Below are 20,502 nucleotides of genomic sequence, written 5' to 3' on the forward strand. Positions count from 1 at the left end.
TGTGGACTGGCTAGCAATGTTTTCAGCAAGAGATTTGTGTATTTGAAGTCACATTTTGACTGCTAAATAACCAAGCGTCTTTGAGCTAAGTTAAGGCAAACGAATAATATACCCAACTTACTTACATTCAGTTATTTCAGGTATACAGGAAGCCCGATAGGCGGGCTCCTTAAAAAATAGGCGGCAATTATTCCCCAAGAAGGTAAGCGCTGTCTAGTTTACAAAATGCAACTAATAGTTTCGCGACGCTCGAGTAGAACCCAAATTCGTCGAATTGTTTACATTTGTCTGCAAACTGAGGTAGCCAAGACATCAACTGTTGCTGGATAAAGTCGTTTTGTTTAACGAAGGCTTCTTCCATGTGTTTTTCTTGCTCAAGTTCGTTTGAGCGGATAATCATGTTGCCGAGAAAGTCGAGTTCAACGGCTAAGTGGTCAGCAGGCTCTTTTAGATTTTCATCTACTTGAACGCCAAATTCTGCCATCAACTTTTCCATTTCCTCGGCTGGCTTGTCATTCAGCAAACCTGATTCACCGATGTACATCGATGCGTAAGGAAGAGCGCCGTATTTTTCTGTCTTCAAAAACAGTTCACAAAAGTCAGCAGCAAGCTCCAATTGAGCGTCTTCACGATCTTGCAATCGGTTTAGCGCATCAACGAGGCTATCAACGGCTGGTTTCAGTGACTCATTTTCACCTAAACCTGCTAGAAAACTGCGAATTTCAACACTGTGGTAGGCTTCCAGCTCTTTCTCTGTTAGCTCTTTTGCGAACAAGCTCGAAAACCACCAGTAAATTTCAGCGCGTTTTTCATTAAAAGCTTTCACTTCTTGCATTTTGGGCTCCTGAATGATGCTTCAAGTTGTGCATCACAAAGTCAATTAGGGATATCCCCTAAGTGTAATCAATTAAAATGAATAGCAGTAACTATAATTATTATGTTTTATGGTCAAAAATTAACGTTTATTAATAGCGATGGGTAAGCTTGTTTTGAATCAATAAAAACGCTAAATCTTGCTTTTTAATGTATCTATGACTAGAAATGTTACTAGTTATGAATAGAATACGTCTTGGATAATAAGAAGACAGAAAAGTGGTGTAAATGAGCTATCACGTATTAGTCGTAGAAGATGATGTTGTAACTCGTAGTAAGCTTGCGGGATATTTCCAAAATGAGGGTTACCAAGTCAGCGAAGCAGAGAGTGGCGCAGAAATGCGTGAGGTCCTGCAAGCGGGCGATGTAGACCTGATCATGCTGGATATCAACCTGCCGGGTGAAGACGGCCTGATGCTTACTCGTGAATTACGTAGCCAATCGGATATTGGTATCATATTAGTAACAGGACGCACGGATAGCATTGATAAAATCGTAGGCCTAGAAATGGGCGCTGACGATTATGTGACAAAACCTTTTGAACTGAGGGAATTGTTGGTTCGCGTTAAAAACTTGCTGTGGCGTATTTCAGCAGCGCGTAGCGGTAGCGCGAAAGCGAACGAAACCAGTGAAGAACATATTGTACGTTTTGGAGAGTGGACATTCGACATTCAACGTCGTGCGCTGAGCCGTAACGGCGAACCCGTAAAATTGACCAAAGCAGAATACGAACTTTTGGTGGCGTTATCGTCTTACCCTAACCAGGTGTTAAGTCGCGAGCGTATTTTGAATATGATCAGCCACCGAGTTGATGCTCCCAATGATCGTACTATTGATGTTCTTATTCGACGTATGCGCGCAAAAATGGAGTTTGATCCAAAGAACCCGCAAATTTTTGTGACGGTGCACGGCGAAGGCTATATGTTTGCTGGTGATTAAACTGAACAAACCTAAGTCTTAAAAAGAAAAAGGAGAGCTTCGGCTCTCCTTTTTGTGGTTTCAAGATAGTACTACTTTGCTTCAACCATTGGTGTTTGGCCGACAGTATCACGCAATCTTTGCCAAATGCTGCCCAAGTACTCATGCCAATAAAGCTCCGTTTGTTCTAAGTAACGCGCTTTAGGTGAGTATTTATCCCAAGGTTGACTGATTTCGCTAATAGCTAAGAAGTTGGTCGGGGCTGGGATTGGTTTAATGCCTGCTGCGTTGAACTCATACAATGCACGGCTCATGTGGCTCGCAGAAGTGACTAACACAATCTCCTTTTGTTGAACGAATGCAGCCGCTTGACGCGCCTCTTCCCACGTATCTTTCGCATCTTCTAATAAAATGATATCGGATTTCGCGACTCCCAACGCAAGGGCAACGTTCGCCATCATTCTCGCATGGCTAATTTCAGAACCGCCAGCATAGCCAGACAAAATTAATTTAGCACCTGGATACATTCTTAAAATACGAATGCCTTCAGTTAAGCGCATTAATGCTGCACGGCTTAACTGCGAGGTGGGTGGAATTTCGTCATCGATAACATGACCATTCCCTAAAACCATCACGTAGTCGATGGTGCCAGAAACTGGCAAAAAGGCTTTATGCTCTCGCTCTAATGGCATAAGAAGCTTGGTTGAAACAGGTTGGAAGGCAACAAGAAAAATGCCAACAAAAGAGAATAGAACAACGAAGCAGCCAGTTTTACGTTTTGTGGTAAAACTAATGAGAGCAAGACCCAACAAGCCTATCAGCAGCAATGCCGGAAGTGGCATAAGCAAGGCTGACACTACTTTTTTCAGCTCAAACATACATAAATAGTCCGAAAAAACATCAATTGATAATAAAAATGAGGGTACCCCTCTTTATTCCTGCTTTCCTTGTGCCAGAATAGCGGCACAATCCGTTATGATAACTCAGCAGAAGTGACAGAAGACCGCAATTTCGACGATATCGCCCACAAATTTGCAAAAAATATTTACGGCTCCGACAAAGGGGAGATCCGCCAAATCATTGTGTGGGAAGATTTTCTACAGATTCTAAGTGAATTAGATGCTGACCAGCAACCCCTAGAGGTGTTGGATGCTGGTGGTGGTTTGGCACAAATGTCGCAAAAGCTTGCTAAGCTCGGACATCGAATCGCTTTATGTGATCTATCTTCGGAAATGCTGCAGTTGGCTAAGCAGGATATTGAAAAAAACGGTTTGCTTGAGCAGTATCGCCTGATTCATTCGCCTGTCCAATCCATTGGTGAGCATATGGATGAACAGGTGGATCTTGTTATGTTTCACGCCGTCATGGAGTGGTTGGTCGATCCTAAGGCCGCACTTGAAACGGTACTAGAACAAGTAAAACCGGGAGGCATCGCATCAGTGATGTTCTATAACCACCATGGTTTAGTCTATAAAAACGTGGTTTGTGGCAACATTCCTCATATATTAGACGGCATGCCTCACCGAAAAAGATTTAAACTACAGCCGCAAAAAGGCTTAAAACCTGAAGAAGTCTACCAATGGATAGAAGATTCAGGCTTTAGTATTTGTGGCAAATCTGGTATCCGCTCATTTAGTGATTACATAGGTAATATGCAATACATGGGCGATTACGAGTTTGAAGATGTGTTGGCGCTAGAAAAACAACTTTGTCGACAAGAGCCATACCTCTCATTAGGCCGCTACATTCATGTGTGGGCTAAAAAGAACGATAAACAGGAATAACAATGAGTGAGATGACTCTCAATGCTGCAGAGCAACCAATCGATGAGTTGGTTGGCTGGGTTAAGCAGCACGATTTCTCGTTGAACCTGACCACAGAGCGATTGGCATTCTTGATAGCCATTGCCGTACTGAGTAATGAAAGGTTCGATGAAGAATTGGGTGAAGGTGAATTGCATGATGCGTTTGCCATCGTCACTCGATTATTTGATGAGACTGGCGAAGCCTCCGCTTTTCGTGCGAACAACGCCATCAACGAGATGGTCAAGCAGCGCCTTATTAGCCGTTTTGTCAGTGAGATTACCGACGGAGCGAGCATTTACCGCTTGTCGCCTTTAGCGATAGGAATTACCGATTACTATGTGCGTCATCGTGAGTTCTCGAAACTGCGCCTTTCTATTCAACTGTCTATGGTGGCAGATGAAATGGCGAAAGCGATTGAGGCAGCACAAAAAGGTGGCACACCGGGCCACTGGAAGAAAAACGTATACGGAGTTTTAAAATATTCTGTAGGCGAAATCTTCGATCAAATCGATCTTAACCAGCGTGTGATGGATGAGCAGCAGCAATCTGTAAAACAACAAATTGCCGACCTGCTAAATAAAGACTGGCGCGAAGCGATCAACAACTGTGAAGCGCTCCTATCAGAAACATCAAGCACGTTGCGTGAACTTCAAGATACGCTGCAAGCCGCCAGTGATGAACTGCAAACTCAGATCCTAGATATTCAAGAAATTGTTTACGGCGATCCTGAGCTGGAGTTCATCGAAGAAGCGTTGTTTGGTCTGCAAATGAAGCTGGATCGAATCACAAGCTGGGGCCAGCAAGCGATCGACCTTTGGATTGGTTACGACCGACATGTGCACAAGTTCATCCGTACTGCAATTGATATGGATAAGAACCGTGCGTTTAGCTCGCGTCTACGTCAATCCGTCAAAGATTACTTCGATGCGCCTTGGTATCTGACTTATGCAGATGCGGAAAGGCTTTCTGACCTTCGTGATGAGGCCCTAGTCCTGCGTGATGACGAGGTAACGGGTCAAGTTCCGATGGAAGTAGAATACGAAGAGTTTCAACAAGTCAATGATGAGTTGTCTGAACGAATTGGTGACATGCTAAAAGCGCATAAAGATCAAGGCACGCCAATCGACTTGAGTGTGGTATTGCGAGATTACCTTGCACAGCATCCTTACACTCATCATTTTGATTTAGCTCGCATTATCGTTGATCAAGCCGTACGTCTGGGGTATTCAGAATCGGATTACCAAGCGATTCAACCGGACTGGAAAGCAATCAACGAATTTGGGGCAAAGGTACAAGCGAATGTCATCGACCGATACTAATGAATACATGTCAGATAAACTGGCAAAAGCAATTTCTAACCCTCTGTTCCCAGCGCTAGACAGCATGCTACGAGCAGGGCGTCATATCTCAAGTGAAGATCTGGATAACCACGCGTTGTTATCGGACTTCGAACTTGAGCTTTCTTCTTTCTACCAACGCTACAACACCGAATTGGTGAAAGCGCCAGAAGGTTTCTTCTACCTTCGTCCACGTTCAACGTCTCTGATTGGCCGTAGTGTTCTTTCTGAACTGGATATGCTGGTGGGTAAGGTACTGTGTTTCCTTTACCTAAGCCCAGAGCGTCTTGCGCACGAAGGCATCTTCACTAACCAAGAACTGTACGACGAACTGCTTGCTCTAGCAGATGAAAATAAGCTGATGAAGCTAGTGACGAACCGTGCGACTGGTTCTGACCTTGATAAAGAAAAGCTGTTTGAAAAAGTACGTACGTCACTTCGTCGTCTGCGTCGTCTAGGCATGATCATCAACATCGGTGAAACCGGTAAATTCAGCATCAGTGAAGCGGTATTCCGCTTTGGTGCCGATGTACGTATTGGCGATGATATGCGTGAAGCGCAATTGCGTCTGATCCGTGATGGTGAAGCGGTAGTGCACACCAAAGAGCCAAGCCAAGGCAGCCTATTGTCTGAAGAAGATCAAGACGACCAAGCCCAAGAAGAAACAACAGAAGAGGGTGAAGCATGAGCATGATTGAACGCGGTAAATACCAATCGCTGACCATGGTCAACTGGAACGGCTTCTTTGCCCGTACGTTTGACATCGATGGTCTGGTCACCACGCTATCAGGTGGTAACGGTGCAGGTAAATCAACCACAATGGCGGCGTTCATCACCGCATTGATTCCTGACCAAACGCTACTGCACTTCCGTAACACGACAGAAGCAGGCAGCAGCCAATCGTCTCGCGACAAAGGTTTGTACGGTAAGCTACAGCCGGGCGCATGTTATGCGGCGCTAGACGTGGTGAACTCACGTAACCAACGCCTATTGTTTGCAGTAAAACTGCAGCAAGTTGCGGGTCGTGATAAGAAAGTAGACATCAAACCGTTTGTTATCCAAGGTCTTCCTAGCCATGTGAAACCAACGGATATCTTGGTTGAAAGCGTATCTGCGACTCAAGCTCGTGTACGTCAAATCAACGAAGTAAAAGAATCGATCGCGGAATTTGAAGGTGTTCAATTCAAAGCGTTCTCTTCTATCGTGGATTACCACGCACAAATGTTTGAATTCGGTGTAATTCCGAAGAAACTGCGCAACTCTGGTGACCGCTCTAAATTCTACCGTCTGATCGAAGCATCGCTTTACGGTGGTATTTCAAGTGCGATTACGCGCTCGCTACGTGACTACCTTCTGCCACAAAACGGCGGCGTGAAGAAAGCATTCCAAGATATGGAATCGGCGCTGCGTGAAAACCGCATGACGCTAGAAGCGATCAAAACTACGCAAGCAGACCGTGACTTGTTCAAACACTTGATTACAGAGTCGACCAATTATGTGGCAGCGGACTATATGCGCCATGCCAACGAGCGTCGTAAAAAACTAGAACAAACACTGTCTTTGCGTTCAGAGTTATTTGGTTCTCGCGAGACCTTGATTGAGCAAAACAATCTGCTTAACCGCGTTCAAGAAGAGCTGGAACTGCTGATCGAATCAGAATCTTCTTTAGAGCAAGACTACCAAGCGGCGTCGGATCATTTGCAACTGGTGCAAAACGCGCTGCGTCAGCAAGAGAAGATAGAACGCTACCAAGAAGATCTTGAAGAGCTGAGCGAGCGTCTTGAAGAACAAATGATGGTAGTGGAAGAAGCGCAAGAACGCGTGATGATGGCTGAAGAGCAAGCGACCGTTGCAGAAGAAGAGGTGGACAGCCTTAAGACGCAACTTGCTGATTACCAGCAAGCTCTTGACGTTCAGCAAACTCGCGCGCTTCAATACCAACAAGCCGTTCAAGCGCTGGAGAAAGCGAAGCAGCTACTTGGCGATGACAGCCTAACGGCAGAATCCGCACAAGCGTTAGTGGCGGAGCTTAAAAACAAAGAGTCAGAAAATACCAATACGTTGTTGTCTGTGAAACATAAGCTCGATATGTCATCAGCTGCGGCAGAGCAGTTTGATACTGCATTGAAGCTTGTACAGAGCATCGTTGGCCCTGTTGAGCGCAAAGAAGCCTCTGAGCACGCAAAATCGGCAATCGCTAAAGCTCGAGAATCACAGCAAATTGCACAAAACGAACAGCAATGGCGAGCACAACACCGTGATCTCGAACGCAGCCTTAACCAGCAACGTCAAGCGCGTGAACTGGTTGCTGAATACAAAAAGCAATATCACGTCGAGCTAACCGATGAAGTTACGTTTGAACAAGAACGTGAACGTCATGCGATGCAAATCGAATCACTAGAGATAGCTCAAGAAGAAGTTCGTGATCAGCGTGGTGAACAGCGCCGTCTAGAGCAAAACGCGACGGCAGAAATCAGTAAGCTTGAAGCGATAGCGCCAGCTTGGATTGCGGCGAACGATGCACTAGAGAAATTACGTGAGCAGAGCGGGACAGACCTTGAAGATCGTCATGCGGTAATGAACCACATGCAGGTCGTTCTTGAGCAAGAAAGGGCGCTGTCCTTAGCTAAAGATAAGCTTGCTGAGCGCCGTAGCCAGCTAGACGCTGAGATTGAACGTCTTGCTTCTCCTGGTGGTTCAAACGACCCTCGCCTGAAAGGTTTGGCTGATACTTTAGGCGGTGTATTACTGTCTGAGATCTACGATGACATCACGATTGATGACGCGCCTTACTTCAGTGCGATGTACGGTCCGGCTCGTCACGCTATCGTTGTTTCTGACCTGTCAGGTATCGAAGAGAAACTGGTAGAGCTAGACGACTGTCCAGAAGACTTGTACATCATTGAAGGTGACATCGATGCCTTTGATGACAGCTCGTTCGATGCAGAAGAGTTAGAGGGCGCGGTTTGTGTTCGCATGAACGATCGCCAAATGCGTTACTCTCGCTTGCCTGAGATCCCATTGTTTGGTCGTGCAGCACGTGAGCAGCGTCTAGAGTTGCTGCGTAACGAACGAGAAGAAGTGGTAGAGAAGCACGCAAAAGCGGCGTTTGACTCTCAGAAAATGCAGCGTTTGTACCAAGCATTTAACCAATTTGTGTCTAACCACATTCAAGTGGCTTTTGACGCTGATCCAGAACAAGCACTGGCAACCATTCGTGATAAGCGTAACCAAATTGCTCGCGTGCTGGCGGATCTGGATGCAAAAGAGCAGCAGCAACGCTCTCAGCTTCAAACTAGTAAGCAAGCACTGTCTTCTCTGGACAAGCTAGCATCACACATGGTGCTTGTTGAAGATGAATCATTGCAAGCGCGTTTTGATGAGCTAGAAGAGAAAATCGCTCAGCTTGCAGAGGCGAAAAACTTCTTAAATAATCATGCAAAAGCCGTCGCGCAACTAGAGAATATTGCGTCTGCGCTTGATGCTGACCCAGAGCAATTTGATGCACTAGAAGCAGAATACAAAGCGGCAGATGAACAGTTACAAGATCTTAAGAAGCAAATCTTTGCACTCTCGGACCTGGTTGAACGTCGTCACTACTTCGCTTACTCAGATTCAGTAGACCTACTGAACAAGAGCAGCGAACTGAGTGAGCAGCTAAAAGCTAAACTGGTTCAAGCTGAACAGACTCGTACTCGTTCTCGTGAAGAGTTGAAGCAAGCACAAGGACAAATGAACCAATACAACCAAGTATTGGCGTCTTTGAAGAGTTCGCATCAAACTAAGCAAGAAACCGTACAAGAGTTCAAACAAGAGCTGCAAGAGTATGGCGTAAATGCCGACGAAGGTGCGGAAGAGCGTGCAATGCGCCGTCGTGACGAGCTGCACGAACGCTTACATACTTCACGTAGTCGTAAGAGTGAATACGAGCGCACGATAACGTCGACCGAGCTTGAGATGAAAGGCTTAGCGAAACGTCTGAAGAAAGTGCAGAAAGAATACGCAGAGCTGCGCAAATTTGTCGTTGCAGCGAAAGCGGGTTGGTGTTCAGTACTTCGCTTAGCGCGTGAAAACGATGTTGAGCGTCGTCTACACAAACGTGAACTGGCGTATATGTCGGCAGATGAATTGCGTTCCATGTCGGATAAATCATTGGGTGCGCTGCGTCTTGCTGTTGCAAACAATGATGACTTGCGTGATGCACTCCGTTTGTCTGAAGACAACGCTCGCCCAGAGCGTAAAGTTCTGTTCTACATTGCGGTATACCAACACCTTCGTGAGCGTATTCGTCAGGATATCATCCGTACTGATGACCCAGTTGAAGCAATCGAAGAGATGGAAGTGGAACTGGCGCGTCTAACGGAAGAGCTAACGCAACGTGAAAACCGCCTAGCGATCAGCTCTGAGTCGGTAGCGAGCATCATCAAGAAGACGATTCAGCGTGAGCAAAACCGTATTCGTATGCTGAACCAAGGCTTGTCGAACATCTCGTTCGGTCAGGTCAAGGGCGTACGTCTAAACGTGAAAATTCGCGAAAGTCACGAAGTGCTACTGAACGGTCTAGCGACACAACAAGAGCAGCATAAAGATCTGTTCGAATCGACTCGCTTTACCTTCTCTGAAGCAATGGCGAAACTGTTCCAACGTGTGAACCCACATATCGATATGGGTCAACGTTCTCCTCAGGTTTTGGGTGAAGAGCTACTGGATTACCGTAACTACCTAGAGCTAAGTGTAGAAGTGAACCGTGGTACAGATGGTTGGCTACAGGCTGAGTCTGGCGCGCTATCAACAGGTGAAGCGATCGGTACCGGTCAGTCAATTCTATTGATGGTCGTGCAAAGCTGGGAAGAAGAGTCTCGTCGTCTGCGCAGCAAAGACATTGTGCCTTGTCGTTTGCTCTTCTTGGATGAAGCAGCGCGTCTGGATGCGAAATCGATCGCGACATTGTTCGAATTGTGTGACCGTCTAGATATGCAGCTTCTTATCGCGGCACCAGAAAACATCAGCCCAGAGAAAGGTACTACCTACAAGTTGGTGCGTAAGGTGTTTAAAGACCATGAGCATGTACACGTAGTTGGTCTACGTGGTTTTGGTCAAACGGATAAGCCTAAGACCGAAGCGCAAGAGATGATTGAAGAGTTTGAATCGTAAACTTCGAATCTAGCAAAACGCCCGCATTTATTGCGGGCGTTTTTGTATTTGTTAGAGGGAGGCTTCAAAGCGTATAAAATAAGCCGAGACTGTAGGACGACAGTCTCGGCTTATTAATAGAACTTAGCGGGGAGGCTAAGTTTTATTCCTCTGAAATATCGTCTCTGATATCGATCATTTCAGCAAGCTCTTCAAGTGCTTGGACAGAAAGCTCAGACAAGCGTTGTAAATGCTGGTCTAAGCTCTCTTGTTCTTCAAGCTCTGGTTCATCGTTATCTGTTTCTTTTGTTAGCATTTCTCAACCTCTCAAGTTGAGTAAGGGGAGACCTCATCATACTCAAAAGTTAAAGGAGAAAAGAAACGATCTATGTTGATTCTGTTAGCTCGATCATTGATTCAAGTTATAGGTGAGATAGGTTTGTTTAATAAGACGAGTAGGTAGACGGTTTTGGAAACGGAAACAAAAAACGCCAGCAATCCGAACAATTACTGGCGAATGATATTGTTATTGGCGATTAGAACTGTGGTTTTACCCCAAACTGCTCCGCTGCGTAGGCGACACGTTCAATCGGCTTTGGATACTCGGCAGGTGTGCCGAGGCTCTCTATGTGTTTCAAACGAGGAAGCAAGCCTGCACCATTAGCGATTTGGATTGCTAAGCCAGGACGAGCGTTGAGCTCTAAAACCATAGGCCCTTCTTCTTTATCTAACACCATATCAGTGCCCATGTATCCCAACCCTGTCATCTCCCACGCACTAGACGCAAGCTCAAGCAAGCGCTCCCAGTGCGGGACTTGGAGGGTAGAAAGGTCTTTGCCTGTATCCGGATGGTGGGTGACTGGATGGTCGAATTGCACCGCTCGGATTGCTTTACCTGTGGCGATATCAATGCCCACGCCCACAGCGCCTTGGTGGAGGTTTGCTTTACCGTCCGACGCCGCCGTAGAACAGCGCATCATTGCCATAACAGGGTAGCCTTTAAATACGATGATTCGAACATCAGGCACGCCTTCATAACTGAAGCCATCAAAACAATCATCAAACTTAATCAGGTTCTCAACGACTGCGACGTCGTTTTTACCACCAAGAGAGAAAAGGCCAGCAAGCGCATTACTGATATGACGTTCAACTTCGTCCTTACCAATTGTAGAGCCGGAAGGTTTAGTATAGACCCCATCTTTATGCGAGGTAATAACTAAAATACCCTTACCACCACTACCTTGAGCGGGCTTGATAACAAAACCAGGCCAATCTTGCACCATCTTATGGATGGTCTTTACTTCTGCTTGGTTATGAATAACGCCGATTAGGGCAGGGACTGTCGCCCCTGCTGCCTGCGCAATGATTTTAGTCTTGAGCTTGTCATCAACTAATGGGTATTTAGAACGATCATTGTAACGGCCGATATAACTGTGGTTACGTTTGTTCATTCCCATGATGCCTTTATGGCGAAGCTTAGCTGGCGAAGTAAAACTTTCGAACATCGTTTAGTCCTCCGCTAGTGGTTTGAAACGACGTAACTCAGTTAGACGGTAACCTGTGTAAGTACCTAGCAATAGAATACCGGCCAGAACAATCAACTGTAGACCAATGAAATTAAAGGTTAGGTGCTGAATGTATGAGTTCGTCATCGCTAAGTAAACCAATACTGCGGTGAGCAGTGAGCCCCCACCTTGCAGAGCGACTTCTTTCGCGCCTTCTTCTTCCCATAGGATAGACATACGTTCAATTGTCCAAGACAAGATGATCATCGGGAAGAACGTAATTGTTAAGCCTTCCGTTAAGCCCATCTTAAATGCGACTACTGTGAACACCGAAATGATCATAATAACGGTAATAATGACCGCTGATATCCGTGCTACAAGCAGTAAGTTCAACCTCGATAAGTAACTTCGAATAATCAAGCCTGTGCCAACGATCAGTAAGAAACCGACAATACCCGTTAATAGCTGGGTTTGAACAAACGCAACAGCAATCAGTACTGGCATGAAAGTACCGGATGTTTTTAGACCGATAATCACACGCAAGAACACCACGATAAGGGCACCGATAGGGATTAGCATGATAGTCTTAAACATCGCTTGTTCTTCAAGAGGCAAGCTATGAATTGAAATATTCAGCAGCCCATCAGCTTCTATCTTGTTGTTCGTCGCTTGCTGTGGAGTCATTTCTTGTTTGATCATTGAGAAATGAACTTGGCTATTTTTACCACCAACAAGATCAAGCAGGGATACATTCGACTCATCCCAAACTAATAAGTTTGGTTTCACAGCTTTCTGCTCGGAATTCGGTGAGAACAGCACCCAATCTTTACCTGACCAAACCTGAACCATTGGTTGAATGGTTTGGCGTCGACGGCCATCTTCTAATTCAATCACACCAACTGTTTTGCTTTGGATGCCAGCCGTTAGCAGAATATTGTGCAATGCATCAGTACGGCTGAAGTCATTCAGTAGTAGCGATGAGTTTTGACTGTCTGGGTCATTAAGCGCTTTGATGAGCTCACGAGTAAAGGTCACATTGTCGGCAGAGCGACTCATCGCACGCTCTACAAGGGCATTTGCCGCCGCGGCTTGTGGAGCTGATAGCGTTGGTGGCGTAATGTCTTCAGTTGGTGGTAGAGGCGTAACTTTAGCCTGAGGGTCCACTAAGAACTGCGCTTTGTAGTAAATGGTTTGAGGACCTTTGGCCTGACGAATTGACCACTCGGCACGACGTCCAGAATCAGAATTAATGTAGGAAACGCCATAACCAGAAGAGGAAGCGGATTCACCGATAAGCGTATAACCACTTTGTGTATGAGGTGCTGCGAGTGAAGCTTTGACTTCATTGCCGTTAGCATTGAACTCAATACGTGCCTCTACATCCCATACCTGACGAGTTTCGCCTGGTGTCCAAGGCACGCCGTAGTTTTCATGTCTGAAAACACTCAAAGCAATGCCCGCAATCACCAATAAGATGATTGAAAGGTAAAACGGTATTTTTGACGTCATAATCTACCTTATTATTTTTTATCTTCGTCCGTTTGGATATAGGTACGACTTACATCGACAAGTGCGATGTCGCGCATAAATTCTCTACCCAGTAAAATAGGATGGTTCATATGCGAGCGATCTGCCAACGTAAATTGCGCTTTTTCATGAATTTTTCCAACGCGCACCCAAAGTTCGACTACAGCGCGACGTTCTAGTTCTTCACTGGTAACTTGGCGAATTTTTACGTAACGAATGACTGGCGCTTCGATCCAAGTATTTTTTTCTTCTTCAGATTTACTGGTATCTGCCAGGTGGAATCGAACCCAGTTTTTGCCGTTTCTTTCGAACTCTTCAATATCAACTGCATTTAAAGATGAGGTTGCGGCACCGGTGTCGACACGTGCATCAAAAGTCTGCTTAATGGAGTCGATAGTGACCTTTTCAATTGAGCCAAGGACAATATCATGAGTTGGTGTTGGTTCCACAGGAGCAGGAGATTGGACAATAATCGGCTCTTTTGGCTTTTTCACTTCTGCCATTGCTTCATCACGAAATGTCAGAAGTTCAACCTGTAGTTTATCGACTTGTTCTTCAAGGCTGTCGATATAGTCCGATTGGTTGCTGAGCTGAAGCTCTAAGTTAGTAATGCGATTATTGACATTCGCTTCTGAAGTTTGAATAGCCGCTAACGTTTCTTGGTGGTACTGTTCGCCTTTGGTTAGTGAGCATCCAGATAGTAAGGCGATGGCAACAATCGGGGTCAATCGTAATAACATTGAAAACCTTGGGATTGGATTAAGTTGTTTATTTTTTAGGAGTTTAGCTCATATCGATAAAGCCTCACAAGTAAGAATGTTTCTCTATTACTTATTGTTTGAGGAATAGTGATGAAAAGCTAAAAATCAAGGACATAAAAGCGCATCCTTATTTAGAGCGTGCTTATGTTTTGATGTAACAAATGGACTCGAAAAACAAACACGCTCAGTACGAGGAAAGAGGGTAATGTCTTAACTCGTAAAATGAGTTAAGACAATGTCAGGAATCTCAGCGAATTATGGTTTGCGAGCGACAAGAACCGCGCGGCGAGGGGCAGGGTAACCTTCTACAGTCTTGCTTGGGTTGTTCGGATCTAGATAGTCTGGTAGAGAGTTATGCGTCATCCAATCTGTGGTACGTTGTTCATCAACTGAAGTGACGTTTTCATCAACGATGCGCACATCTTCAAATCCTACCGACTCTAACCACACTTTCAGCGCTTTTGCTGAAGGGAAGAAATAGACATTACGCATTTGTGCGTAACGAGAAGTTGGAACCAACACTGCATTCTCATCACCTTCAATCACGAGTGTTTCCAATACTAGTTCACCACCAGACATTAATTGATCTTTTAGCTGCACCAAGTGATCCAGTGGAGAGCGACGGTGGTAAAGTACGCCCATGCTGAATACCGTGTCGAACGCTTCTAACTTAGGTAGTTGTTCAATACCCAACGGCAGTAGGTGCGCACGTTGGTCATCGCCCATTAGTTTACGAATTGCTTCGAACTGAATTAGGAACAGGTGAGATGGATCGATACCGACGGTTAAGCGTGCACCTTCACCCAGCATGCGCCACATGTGGTAGCCGTTACCACAACCAACATCGAGTACGCTGCGGTTCTTTAATGGAGAAATATGCGGAAGCACACGGTCCCATTTCCAGTCACTGCGCCACTCAGTATCAATATGAATGCCGTGTACGTGGTATGGCCCTTTGCGCCATGGGTGGAATGTGCGAAGTAAGTTCTCTAATTTCTTCAGCTCACCTTCATGGAAAGGAGTGTCGTTGCTGATGGTCACTGAATTCTTGATGTCAATTTGATCCGGTGAGCCTTCTGGGATCTTGTTCAGTGCTTTCAACCAGCGACCAAAGTCACCGTGCTCTGCATTTTGCCAATCCGTTAGCTGTTGTGGTAGCACATTGAGCCAAGGTTGAAGACGTGTGTCTTGGGCAATCAATTGGTAGAAGTTTGCAAAGTTAAACATAGTTAGTTAATCGCTGAGTTGATGGTATTAAAATTATTAAATAACAGCCTAAAGTGGCGTGATTCAGGGCCTTTGTATGCAAGGTTTATTTAATTGCGAACATAGAGCCAAAGTTAAAGCATTGGAACCAAACATCGTAGCTAGAAAAGCCAATTTTAGCGAAACGCTCTTTATGCTCTTTCTTTGAATCTGGGCGCATTACGTTTTCTATCGCGCTGCGCTTTTGGCTGATTTCTAGTTCGCTATAACCATTTGCACGTTTAAAGTCGTGGTGAAGGTCAATTAATAGCTCGTTTGACACTTCATCTTCGAAGACGAATTTCTCCGACAAAATCAAAATTCCGCCAGGACGTAGACCTGCATAGATTCGTTCAAGCAGGGCGTAACGATCGTCTGGAGAAAGAAATTGCAGAGTAAAGTTCAGTACGACAACTGATGCGTTTTCAATATCGATATTACGAATATCCGCTTCAACCACATCTACAGGAGTATCGCTTCGGTACGCGTTGACGTGAAGTTTACAACGCTCAACCATCGCAGGAGAGTTGTCCACTGCGATGATTTGGCAACCTTCTTGTTTGATATGGCGACGCATAGACAATGTTGCAGCACCCAAAGAGCAACCTAGGTCGTAGATGTTTGAGTGAGGTTTTACAAAACGCTCTGCCAGCATACCAATTGCAGAAATAATGTTGCTGTAACCCGGCACCGATCGTTGAATCATGTCAGGAAATACTTCCGCTACGCGTTCATCGAACGTGAAATCCCCAATTTTATCGATTGGAGCCGAAAAAATAGTATCTGGATTGCTCTTAGGGTTCATAACCAAGTCTCTGCATACAAGCCGCCTGAAAACGTCAGGCACCAAAAAAGGCGCGTATTTTATGGGAATTTCACGCCTCTGTCATGTGTTGCGTTAGAACATCTGCAACTGCGAGTTGCCATCGTTAGCCGGGAAAGATGCCAAGTCAGGAAGTGTTATACGCTTTTGTATATCTTTATACAGATTGGCTGCCAACTCCGGCGCAATTATATTGTCCGCAGTATGGATCATGACATACGGCTGTTTACCTTCTGCAATCCATTGCGGCAACTTGCTGAGCCATGGTGTAAAAAACTCGTAATTTTGCTGTTCTTCTGGATGACCAATAAAGCGAACCAAAGGATGTAAAGCGGTAGCAATGGCGTGGACTGGTACTCTTGGTTTTTTCATTTGCGCATCAATGATCGCTTCATTGTCTGGCTTAGCGGCAAAGACAGGGCGGCTATCCATAATAATGCGGTCAATGTTATTTTCTACTAACCATTGGTTAAGCGCTCGCTCTTCTTCACCTTTGGAGAAAAATGCCATATGACGAACCTCAACACCAAGAGGGAAGTTAGGTGGAAAGCTCGCACAGAACTTTTTCAGTCGATCAAGGTGCTCAGGGCCAAATGCGGCTGGCAATTGAATTGTCCATTGCCCCACACGGTCATGCAACGGCTCCATAACTTTCATGAAGTCTCTCAGTTGTTCGCTGCAACCTCTTAGCATTTGCTCATGAGTGATGGCTTTAGGAAGTTTGAAAGTAAAGCGAAAATCATCGTGGGTTGCTGCTCTCCAGTTTTGCACCGTGTTGAGCGTCGGCGTGGCATAAAATGTCGTGTTGCCTTCTACGGTATGGAACACCTGTGCATACTTTTCTAAACGTTCAGCGGGCTTTGTCCCGCTGCCGTAAAAGCTTTGCTGCCATTGATTATGCGACCACATTGTCAATCCAAGTCGAAGAGGTAAGTTATCCATTATTCTTTACTGCTTGCTACTCGTGTGAATACTTTACGAGAGTTTTGCTGAAATAGGTAATTTCACGCTATAATCCCCACCAATTTTTTCGCTTTGGTGCGCTTTTGAACATTTGTTGTACTAAAAAGCACCAGTGAATGATAAAACACACTTAATTGTATGTTGAGTAGTCGATTTTCGTGGACATTCAGCGTATAACTGAATCTTTACTCTGCTTGGCAATGAGGCTGACAGAGCGTAGTTAACAACATTTGAGAGATTGGGAATTTCATTATGCGTACCCATTACTGTGGTCACCTGAACAAGTCCCTTGCAGGACAAACTGTAGAACTTTGCGGCTGGGTTAACCGTCGTCGTGATTTAGGCGGTCTTATTTTTATTGATATGCGAGATCGCGAAGGTATCGTTCAGGTAGTTGTTGATCCAGATATGGCGGATGCGTATGAAGTGGCTAACACACTTCGTAATGAATTCTGTATCAAACTAACGGGTGAAGTACGCGTTCGTCCAGAAAGCCAAGCAAACAAAGACATGGCAACAGGTGAAGTTGAGATCCTTGCGACAGGTCTTGAAATCATCAACCGCAGTGACGTTTTGCCTCTAGACTTCAACCAAAAGAACTCTGAAGAGCAACGTCTGAAGTACCGTTACTTAGACCTTCGTCGTCCAGAAATGAGTGACCGCATCAAGCTACGTGCTAAAGCATCTAGCTTTGTTCGTCGTTTCCTAGATGACAACGGCTTCCTAGACATTGAAACTCCAGTACTAACGAAAGCGACACCAGAAGGTGCGCGTGACTACCTAGTTCCTAGCCGTGTTCACAAAGGCAGCTTCTACGCGCTTCCTCAGTCTCCACAGCTATTCAAACAGCTTCTAATGATGTCTGGTTTTGACCGTTACTACCAAATCGTTAAGTGTTTCCGTGATGAAGACTTACGCGCTGACCGTCAACCAGAATTCACTCAAATCGATATCGAAACGTCATTCATGACGGCTGACCAAGTACGTGAAGTGACTGAAAACATGGTTCGCGATATGTGGCAAGAGCTACTAAACGTAGACCTAGGTCAGTTCCCAGTAATGCCATTCAGCGAAGCGATTCGCCGTTTCGGTTCTGACAAGCCAGACCTACGTAACCCACTAGAGCTAGTAGACGTTGCTGACCTAGTGAAAGACGTTGAGTTCAAAGTATTCTCTGGCCCAGCAAACGATGAGAAAGGCCGCGTTGCCGTTATTCGTGTTCCAGGTGGTGCATCTTTGACTCGTAAGCAAATTGATGGCTACGGTGAATTCGTTGGTATCTACGGTGCGAAAGGTCTAGCTTGGATGAAGGTTAACGACCGTGCTGCAGGCATGGAAGGTATCCAATCTCCAGTAGCTAAATTCCTAAACGAAGACGTGATCAACGGCATCCTAGATCGCACTCAAGCGGAATCTGGTGATATCATCCTATTTGGCGCTGATAAAGCGGGTATCGTTGCAGAAGCAATGGGCGCGCTACGTTTGAAACTAGGTAAAGATCTAGAACTAACTGACGAATCTGCATGGGCTCCACTATGGGTTGTTGACTTCCCAATGTTCGAAGAAGATGACGAAGGCAACCTACACGCGATGCACCACCCATTCACGTCACCTCTAGGTGTGACTGCGGAAGAGCTAAAAGCGAACCCAGCTGCGGCAAACTCTAACGCTTATGATATGGTTCTAAATGGCTACGAAGTTGGCGGCGGTTCTGTTCGTATCCACAACGCAGATATGCAAGAAGCCGTATTTGATATTCTAGGCATCACACCTGAAGAGCAACAGCTTAAGTTTGGCTTCCTGCTTGATGCACTGAAATTCGGTACGCCTCCACACGCTGGTCTTGCATTCGGTCTTGACCGTCTAGTGATGCTGCTATGTGGTACCGAGAACATCCGTGATGTTATTGCATTCCCGAAAACAACAGCAGCGGCGTGTCTACTAACAGACGCACCAAGCATTGCTAACCCAGCTGCGCTAGAAGAGCTAGCAATCGCAGTGACTGCAGCGAAAGAAAAAGACGCAGAATAAGCGCACAACATTTGAAGAAAACTCCCGCAACTGCGGGAGTTTTTGTTTAAATAAACCTAAGAAACTTCCAAAGCAATTTCCCAAGCAACGCTTTTTAGCTCATGTTTGCTATTAAGCGTCAAAATACATTAAAAGGTGAATTATGGCAGGTCATAGTAAATGGGCGAATATTCGTCACCGTAAAGCAGCGCAAGATGCGAAGCGCGGCAAAATCTTTACCAAATTAATCCGTGAAATCGTTGTTGCTGCAAAAGAGGGAGGCGGTGAGCCAGAAAATAACCCACGTTTGCGAGCTGCAATTGATAAAGCGTTGTCTAACAACATGACACGTGACACTGTCAACCGCGCTGTCAGCCGAGGCGCTGGTGGTGAAGGCGACGACAATATGGAAACCGTAATCTATGAAGGTTATGGTCCGGGTGGCACTGCAGTCATGGTCGAATGTATGACGGATAACCGAAATCGCACAGTATCTGGCGTACGCCATGCGTTCTCGAAGTCAGGAGGCAATCTGGGTACGGATGGTAGTGTAAACTATCTTTTCGACAAGAAAGGCGTGATCTCATACGCCCCAGGTTTAAATGAAGATGCGGTGATGGAAGTGGCGTTAGAAAGTGGCGCTGATGACATCGAAACATCAGAAGATGGCTCGATTGATGTTTACACCGCGCCAAGCGATTTTGGACTCGTAAAAGATGCCCTTGATGCTGCAGGTTTTGAGGCGGAGAACGCCGAAGTGTCGCTTATCCCTTCAACGAAAGCAGAACTGGATGTGGACACTGCGCCAAAACTGCTTCGTTTGATTGACGCTTTAGAAGATCTGGACGATGTTCAGGAGGTTTATCACAACGGTGACATCTCTGACGACGTTGCAGCCTCTCTAGAGTAAACTCAATGTGCAGTGAGCGGTATTCGCTCCGACGAAGTTAGAAAGTAAGCTAAAAGTAATAATAAGAAATTGAGGTCGCATTCGGCCTCATTTTTAGGAACATTCATGTCAATTATTTTGGGCATTGACCCAGGTTCACGCATTACCGGTTATGGGGTCATTCGTCAAAATGGACGCCATTTGCAATACCTTGGTAGTGGCTGTATTCGTACTTCAGAAAAAGAACTTCCGGGCCGTCTTAAGCAGATTTACGCTGGCGTCACGGAAATCATTACCCAGTTTCAACCGGACGTATTTGCGATTGAGCAAGTGTTTATGGCTAAAAATGCGGATTCAGCATTAAAGCTTGGCCAGGCTCGTGGCAGTGCAATTGTTGCTGCGGTGAATGCAGAGTTGCCGGTATACGAATACGCCGCGCGTCTTATTAAGCAAGCTGTAGTAGGTACTGGTGGTGCGGACAAAGCGCAAGTTCAGCATATGGTTCAGCAGATGCTTAAACTGCCCGCCAAGCCTCAAGCGGATGCAGCCGATGCTTTAGGTGTGGCGATTTGTCATGCCAATACGAACAAAACCCTCGTTGCCTTAGCGGGCAAAGCAACCAGTGCCAGAAAAGGGCGCTACCGATAAAATTAACTGGATGTCTATCCAGTTCTTTATTATCCTGTCGCAAATTCATTTCCAAAGAGTATTTA

At 45.6% G+C, this 20,502-nt stretch carries 17 protein-coding genes; 8 read left to right on the forward strand and 9 right to left on the reverse strand.

Going from position 1 to position 20,502, the window contains the following annotated elements; genetic code table 11:
• Nucleotides 1–187: 187 nt before the first annotated feature.
• Complete coding sequence (gene torD / locus L3V32_RS02400) at nt 188–835, reverse strand: molecular chaperone TorD (RefSeq protein ID WP_006742122.1); 648 nt, start codon at nt 833–835, stop codon at nt 188–190.
• A 266-nt stretch (nt 836–1,101) separates the two neighbouring features.
• Here torD and torR point away from each other — a divergent pair, with 266 nt between their 5' ends.
• Entirely contained in the window at nt 1,102–1,812 is a 711-nt protein-coding gene (gene torR, locus L3V32_RS02405) for a two-component system response regulator TorR (RefSeq protein WP_005390726.1), read from the forward strand.
• Nucleotides 1,813–1,883: 71 nt separating this feature from the next.
• Here the strand turns inward: torR and elyC are convergent, their stop codons facing one another.
• Nucleotides 1,884–2,669: an envelope biogenesis factor ElyC gene (elyC, locus tag L3V32_RS02410; RefSeq protein WP_006742121.1), complete on the reverse strand. Its 786-nt coding sequence runs from the start codon at nt 2,667–2,669 to the stop codon at nt 1,884–1,886.
• 114 nt (nt 2,670–2,783) lie between these two features.
• Between elyC and cmoM the strand changes: the two genes are divergently transcribed.
• Genes cmoM through mukB form a run of 4 tightly spaced genes read left to right on the forward strand, consistent with a single transcriptional unit; the run spans nt 2,784 to nt 10,087 of the window.
• Nucleotides 2,784–3,575 carry a tRNA uridine 5-oxyacetic acid(34) methyltransferase CmoM gene (cmoM, locus tag L3V32_RS02415; protein ID WP_012841987.1) on the forward strand — a complete coding sequence of 264 codons (792 nt, stop codon included), beginning with the start codon at nt 2,784–2,786 and terminating at the stop codon, nt 3,573–3,575.
• A 2-nt stretch (nt 3,576–3,577) separates the two neighbouring features.
• The gene (gene mukF / locus L3V32_RS02420; protein WP_048626187.1) at nt 3,578–4,915 is read left to right on the forward strand and encodes a chromosome partition protein MukF; all 1,338 of its coding nucleotides are present in this window, start codon (nt 3,578–3,580) and stop codon (nt 4,913–4,915) included.
• The gene (gene mukE / locus L3V32_RS02425; protein WP_006742118.1) at nt 4,896–5,621 is read left to right on the forward strand and encodes a chromosome partition protein MukE; all 726 of its coding nucleotides are present in this window, start codon (nt 4,896–4,898) and stop codon (nt 5,619–5,621) included. The genes mukF and mukE overlap by 20 nt, the downstream gene beginning before the upstream one ends.
• A 2-nt stretch (nt 5,622–5,623) precedes the next feature.
• On the forward strand, nt 5,624–10,087 hold the full coding sequence (gene mukB / locus L3V32_RS02430) for a chromosome partition protein MukB (protein ID WP_237283939.1): 4,464 nt from the start codon (nt 5,624–5,626) through the stop codon (nt 10,085–10,087).
• Between the two features lie 142 nt (nt 10,088–10,229).
• Here the strand turns inward: mukB and L3V32_RS02435 are convergent, their stop codons facing one another.
• The 7 genes from L3V32_RS02435 to L3V32_RS02465 all read right to left on the reverse strand — a co-directional run bounded on the left by L3V32_RS02435 (nt 10,230) and on the right by L3V32_RS02465 (nt 16,836).
• A complete protein-coding gene (locus L3V32_RS02435) occupies nt 10,230–10,382 on the reverse strand; it encodes a hypothetical protein (RefSeq protein ID WP_005390736.1) in 153 nt (50 codons plus the stop codon).
• Nucleotides 10,383–10,602: 220 nt separating this feature from the next.
• A complete protein-coding gene (locus L3V32_RS02440) occupies nt 10,603–11,571 on the reverse strand; it encodes an alpha-L-glutamate ligase-like protein (protein ID WP_005390739.1) in 969 nt (322 codons plus the stop codon).
• Between the two features lie 3 nt (nt 11,572–11,574).
• Entirely contained in the window at nt 11,575–13,080 is a 1,506-nt protein-coding gene (locus L3V32_RS02445) for an inactive transglutaminase family protein (RefSeq protein ID WP_005390741.1), read from the reverse strand.
• A gap of 11 nt (nt 13,081–13,091) precedes the next feature.
• Nucleotides 13,092–13,838, reverse strand: coding sequence for an ATP-dependent zinc protease (locus L3V32_RS02450; protein ID WP_012841986.1), 747 nt, complete (start codon nt 13,836–13,838; stop codon nt 13,092–13,094).
• Nucleotides 13,839–14,114: 276 nt separating this feature from the next.
• Nucleotides 14,115–15,086, reverse strand: coding sequence for a tRNA 5-methoxyuridine(34)/uridine 5-oxyacetic acid(34) synthase CmoB (cmoB, locus tag L3V32_RS02455; RefSeq protein WP_237283746.1), 972 nt, complete (start codon nt 15,084–15,086; stop codon nt 14,115–14,117).
• A gap of 85 nt (nt 15,087–15,171) precedes the next feature.
• Nucleotides 15,172–15,909, reverse strand: coding sequence for a carboxy-S-adenosyl-L-methionine synthase CmoA (cmoA, locus tag L3V32_RS02460; RefSeq protein WP_012841984.1), 738 nt, complete (start codon nt 15,907–15,909; stop codon nt 15,172–15,174).
• 93 nt (nt 15,910–16,002) lie between these two features.
• Complete coding sequence (locus L3V32_RS02465) at nt 16,003–16,836, reverse strand: DUF72 domain-containing protein (RefSeq protein WP_237283747.1); 834 nt, start codon at nt 16,834–16,836, stop codon at nt 16,003–16,005.
• A 306-nt stretch (nt 16,837–17,142) separates the two neighbouring features.
• Here L3V32_RS02465 and aspS point away from each other — a divergent pair, with 306 nt between their 5' ends.
• The 3 genes from aspS (at nt 17,143) to ruvC (ending at nt 20,437) form a co-directional block, all read left to right on the forward strand.
• Complete coding sequence (gene aspS / locus L3V32_RS02470) at nt 17,143–18,921, forward strand: aspartate--tRNA ligase (protein ID WP_012841982.1); 1,779 nt, start codon at nt 17,143–17,145, stop codon at nt 18,919–18,921.
• 142 nt (nt 18,922–19,063) lie between these two features.
• Complete coding sequence (locus L3V32_RS02475; protein WP_237283748.1) at nt 19,064–19,810, forward strand: YebC/PmpR family DNA-binding transcriptional regulator; 747 nt, start codon at nt 19,064–19,066, stop codon at nt 19,808–19,810.
• Between the two features lie 105 nt (nt 19,811–19,915).
• Complete coding sequence (gene ruvC, locus L3V32_RS02480) at nt 19,916–20,437, forward strand: crossover junction endodeoxyribonuclease RuvC (RefSeq protein ID WP_012841980.1); 522 nt, start codon at nt 19,916–19,918, stop codon at nt 20,435–20,437.
• Nucleotides 20,438–20,502: the final 65 nt, after the last annotated feature.

Origin of the sequence: Vibrio sp. J2-4 (assembly GCF_021728155.1) — a bacterium.
GTDB lineage: Bacteria > Pseudomonadota > Gammaproteobacteria > Enterobacterales > Vibrionaceae > Vibrio > Vibrio diabolicus.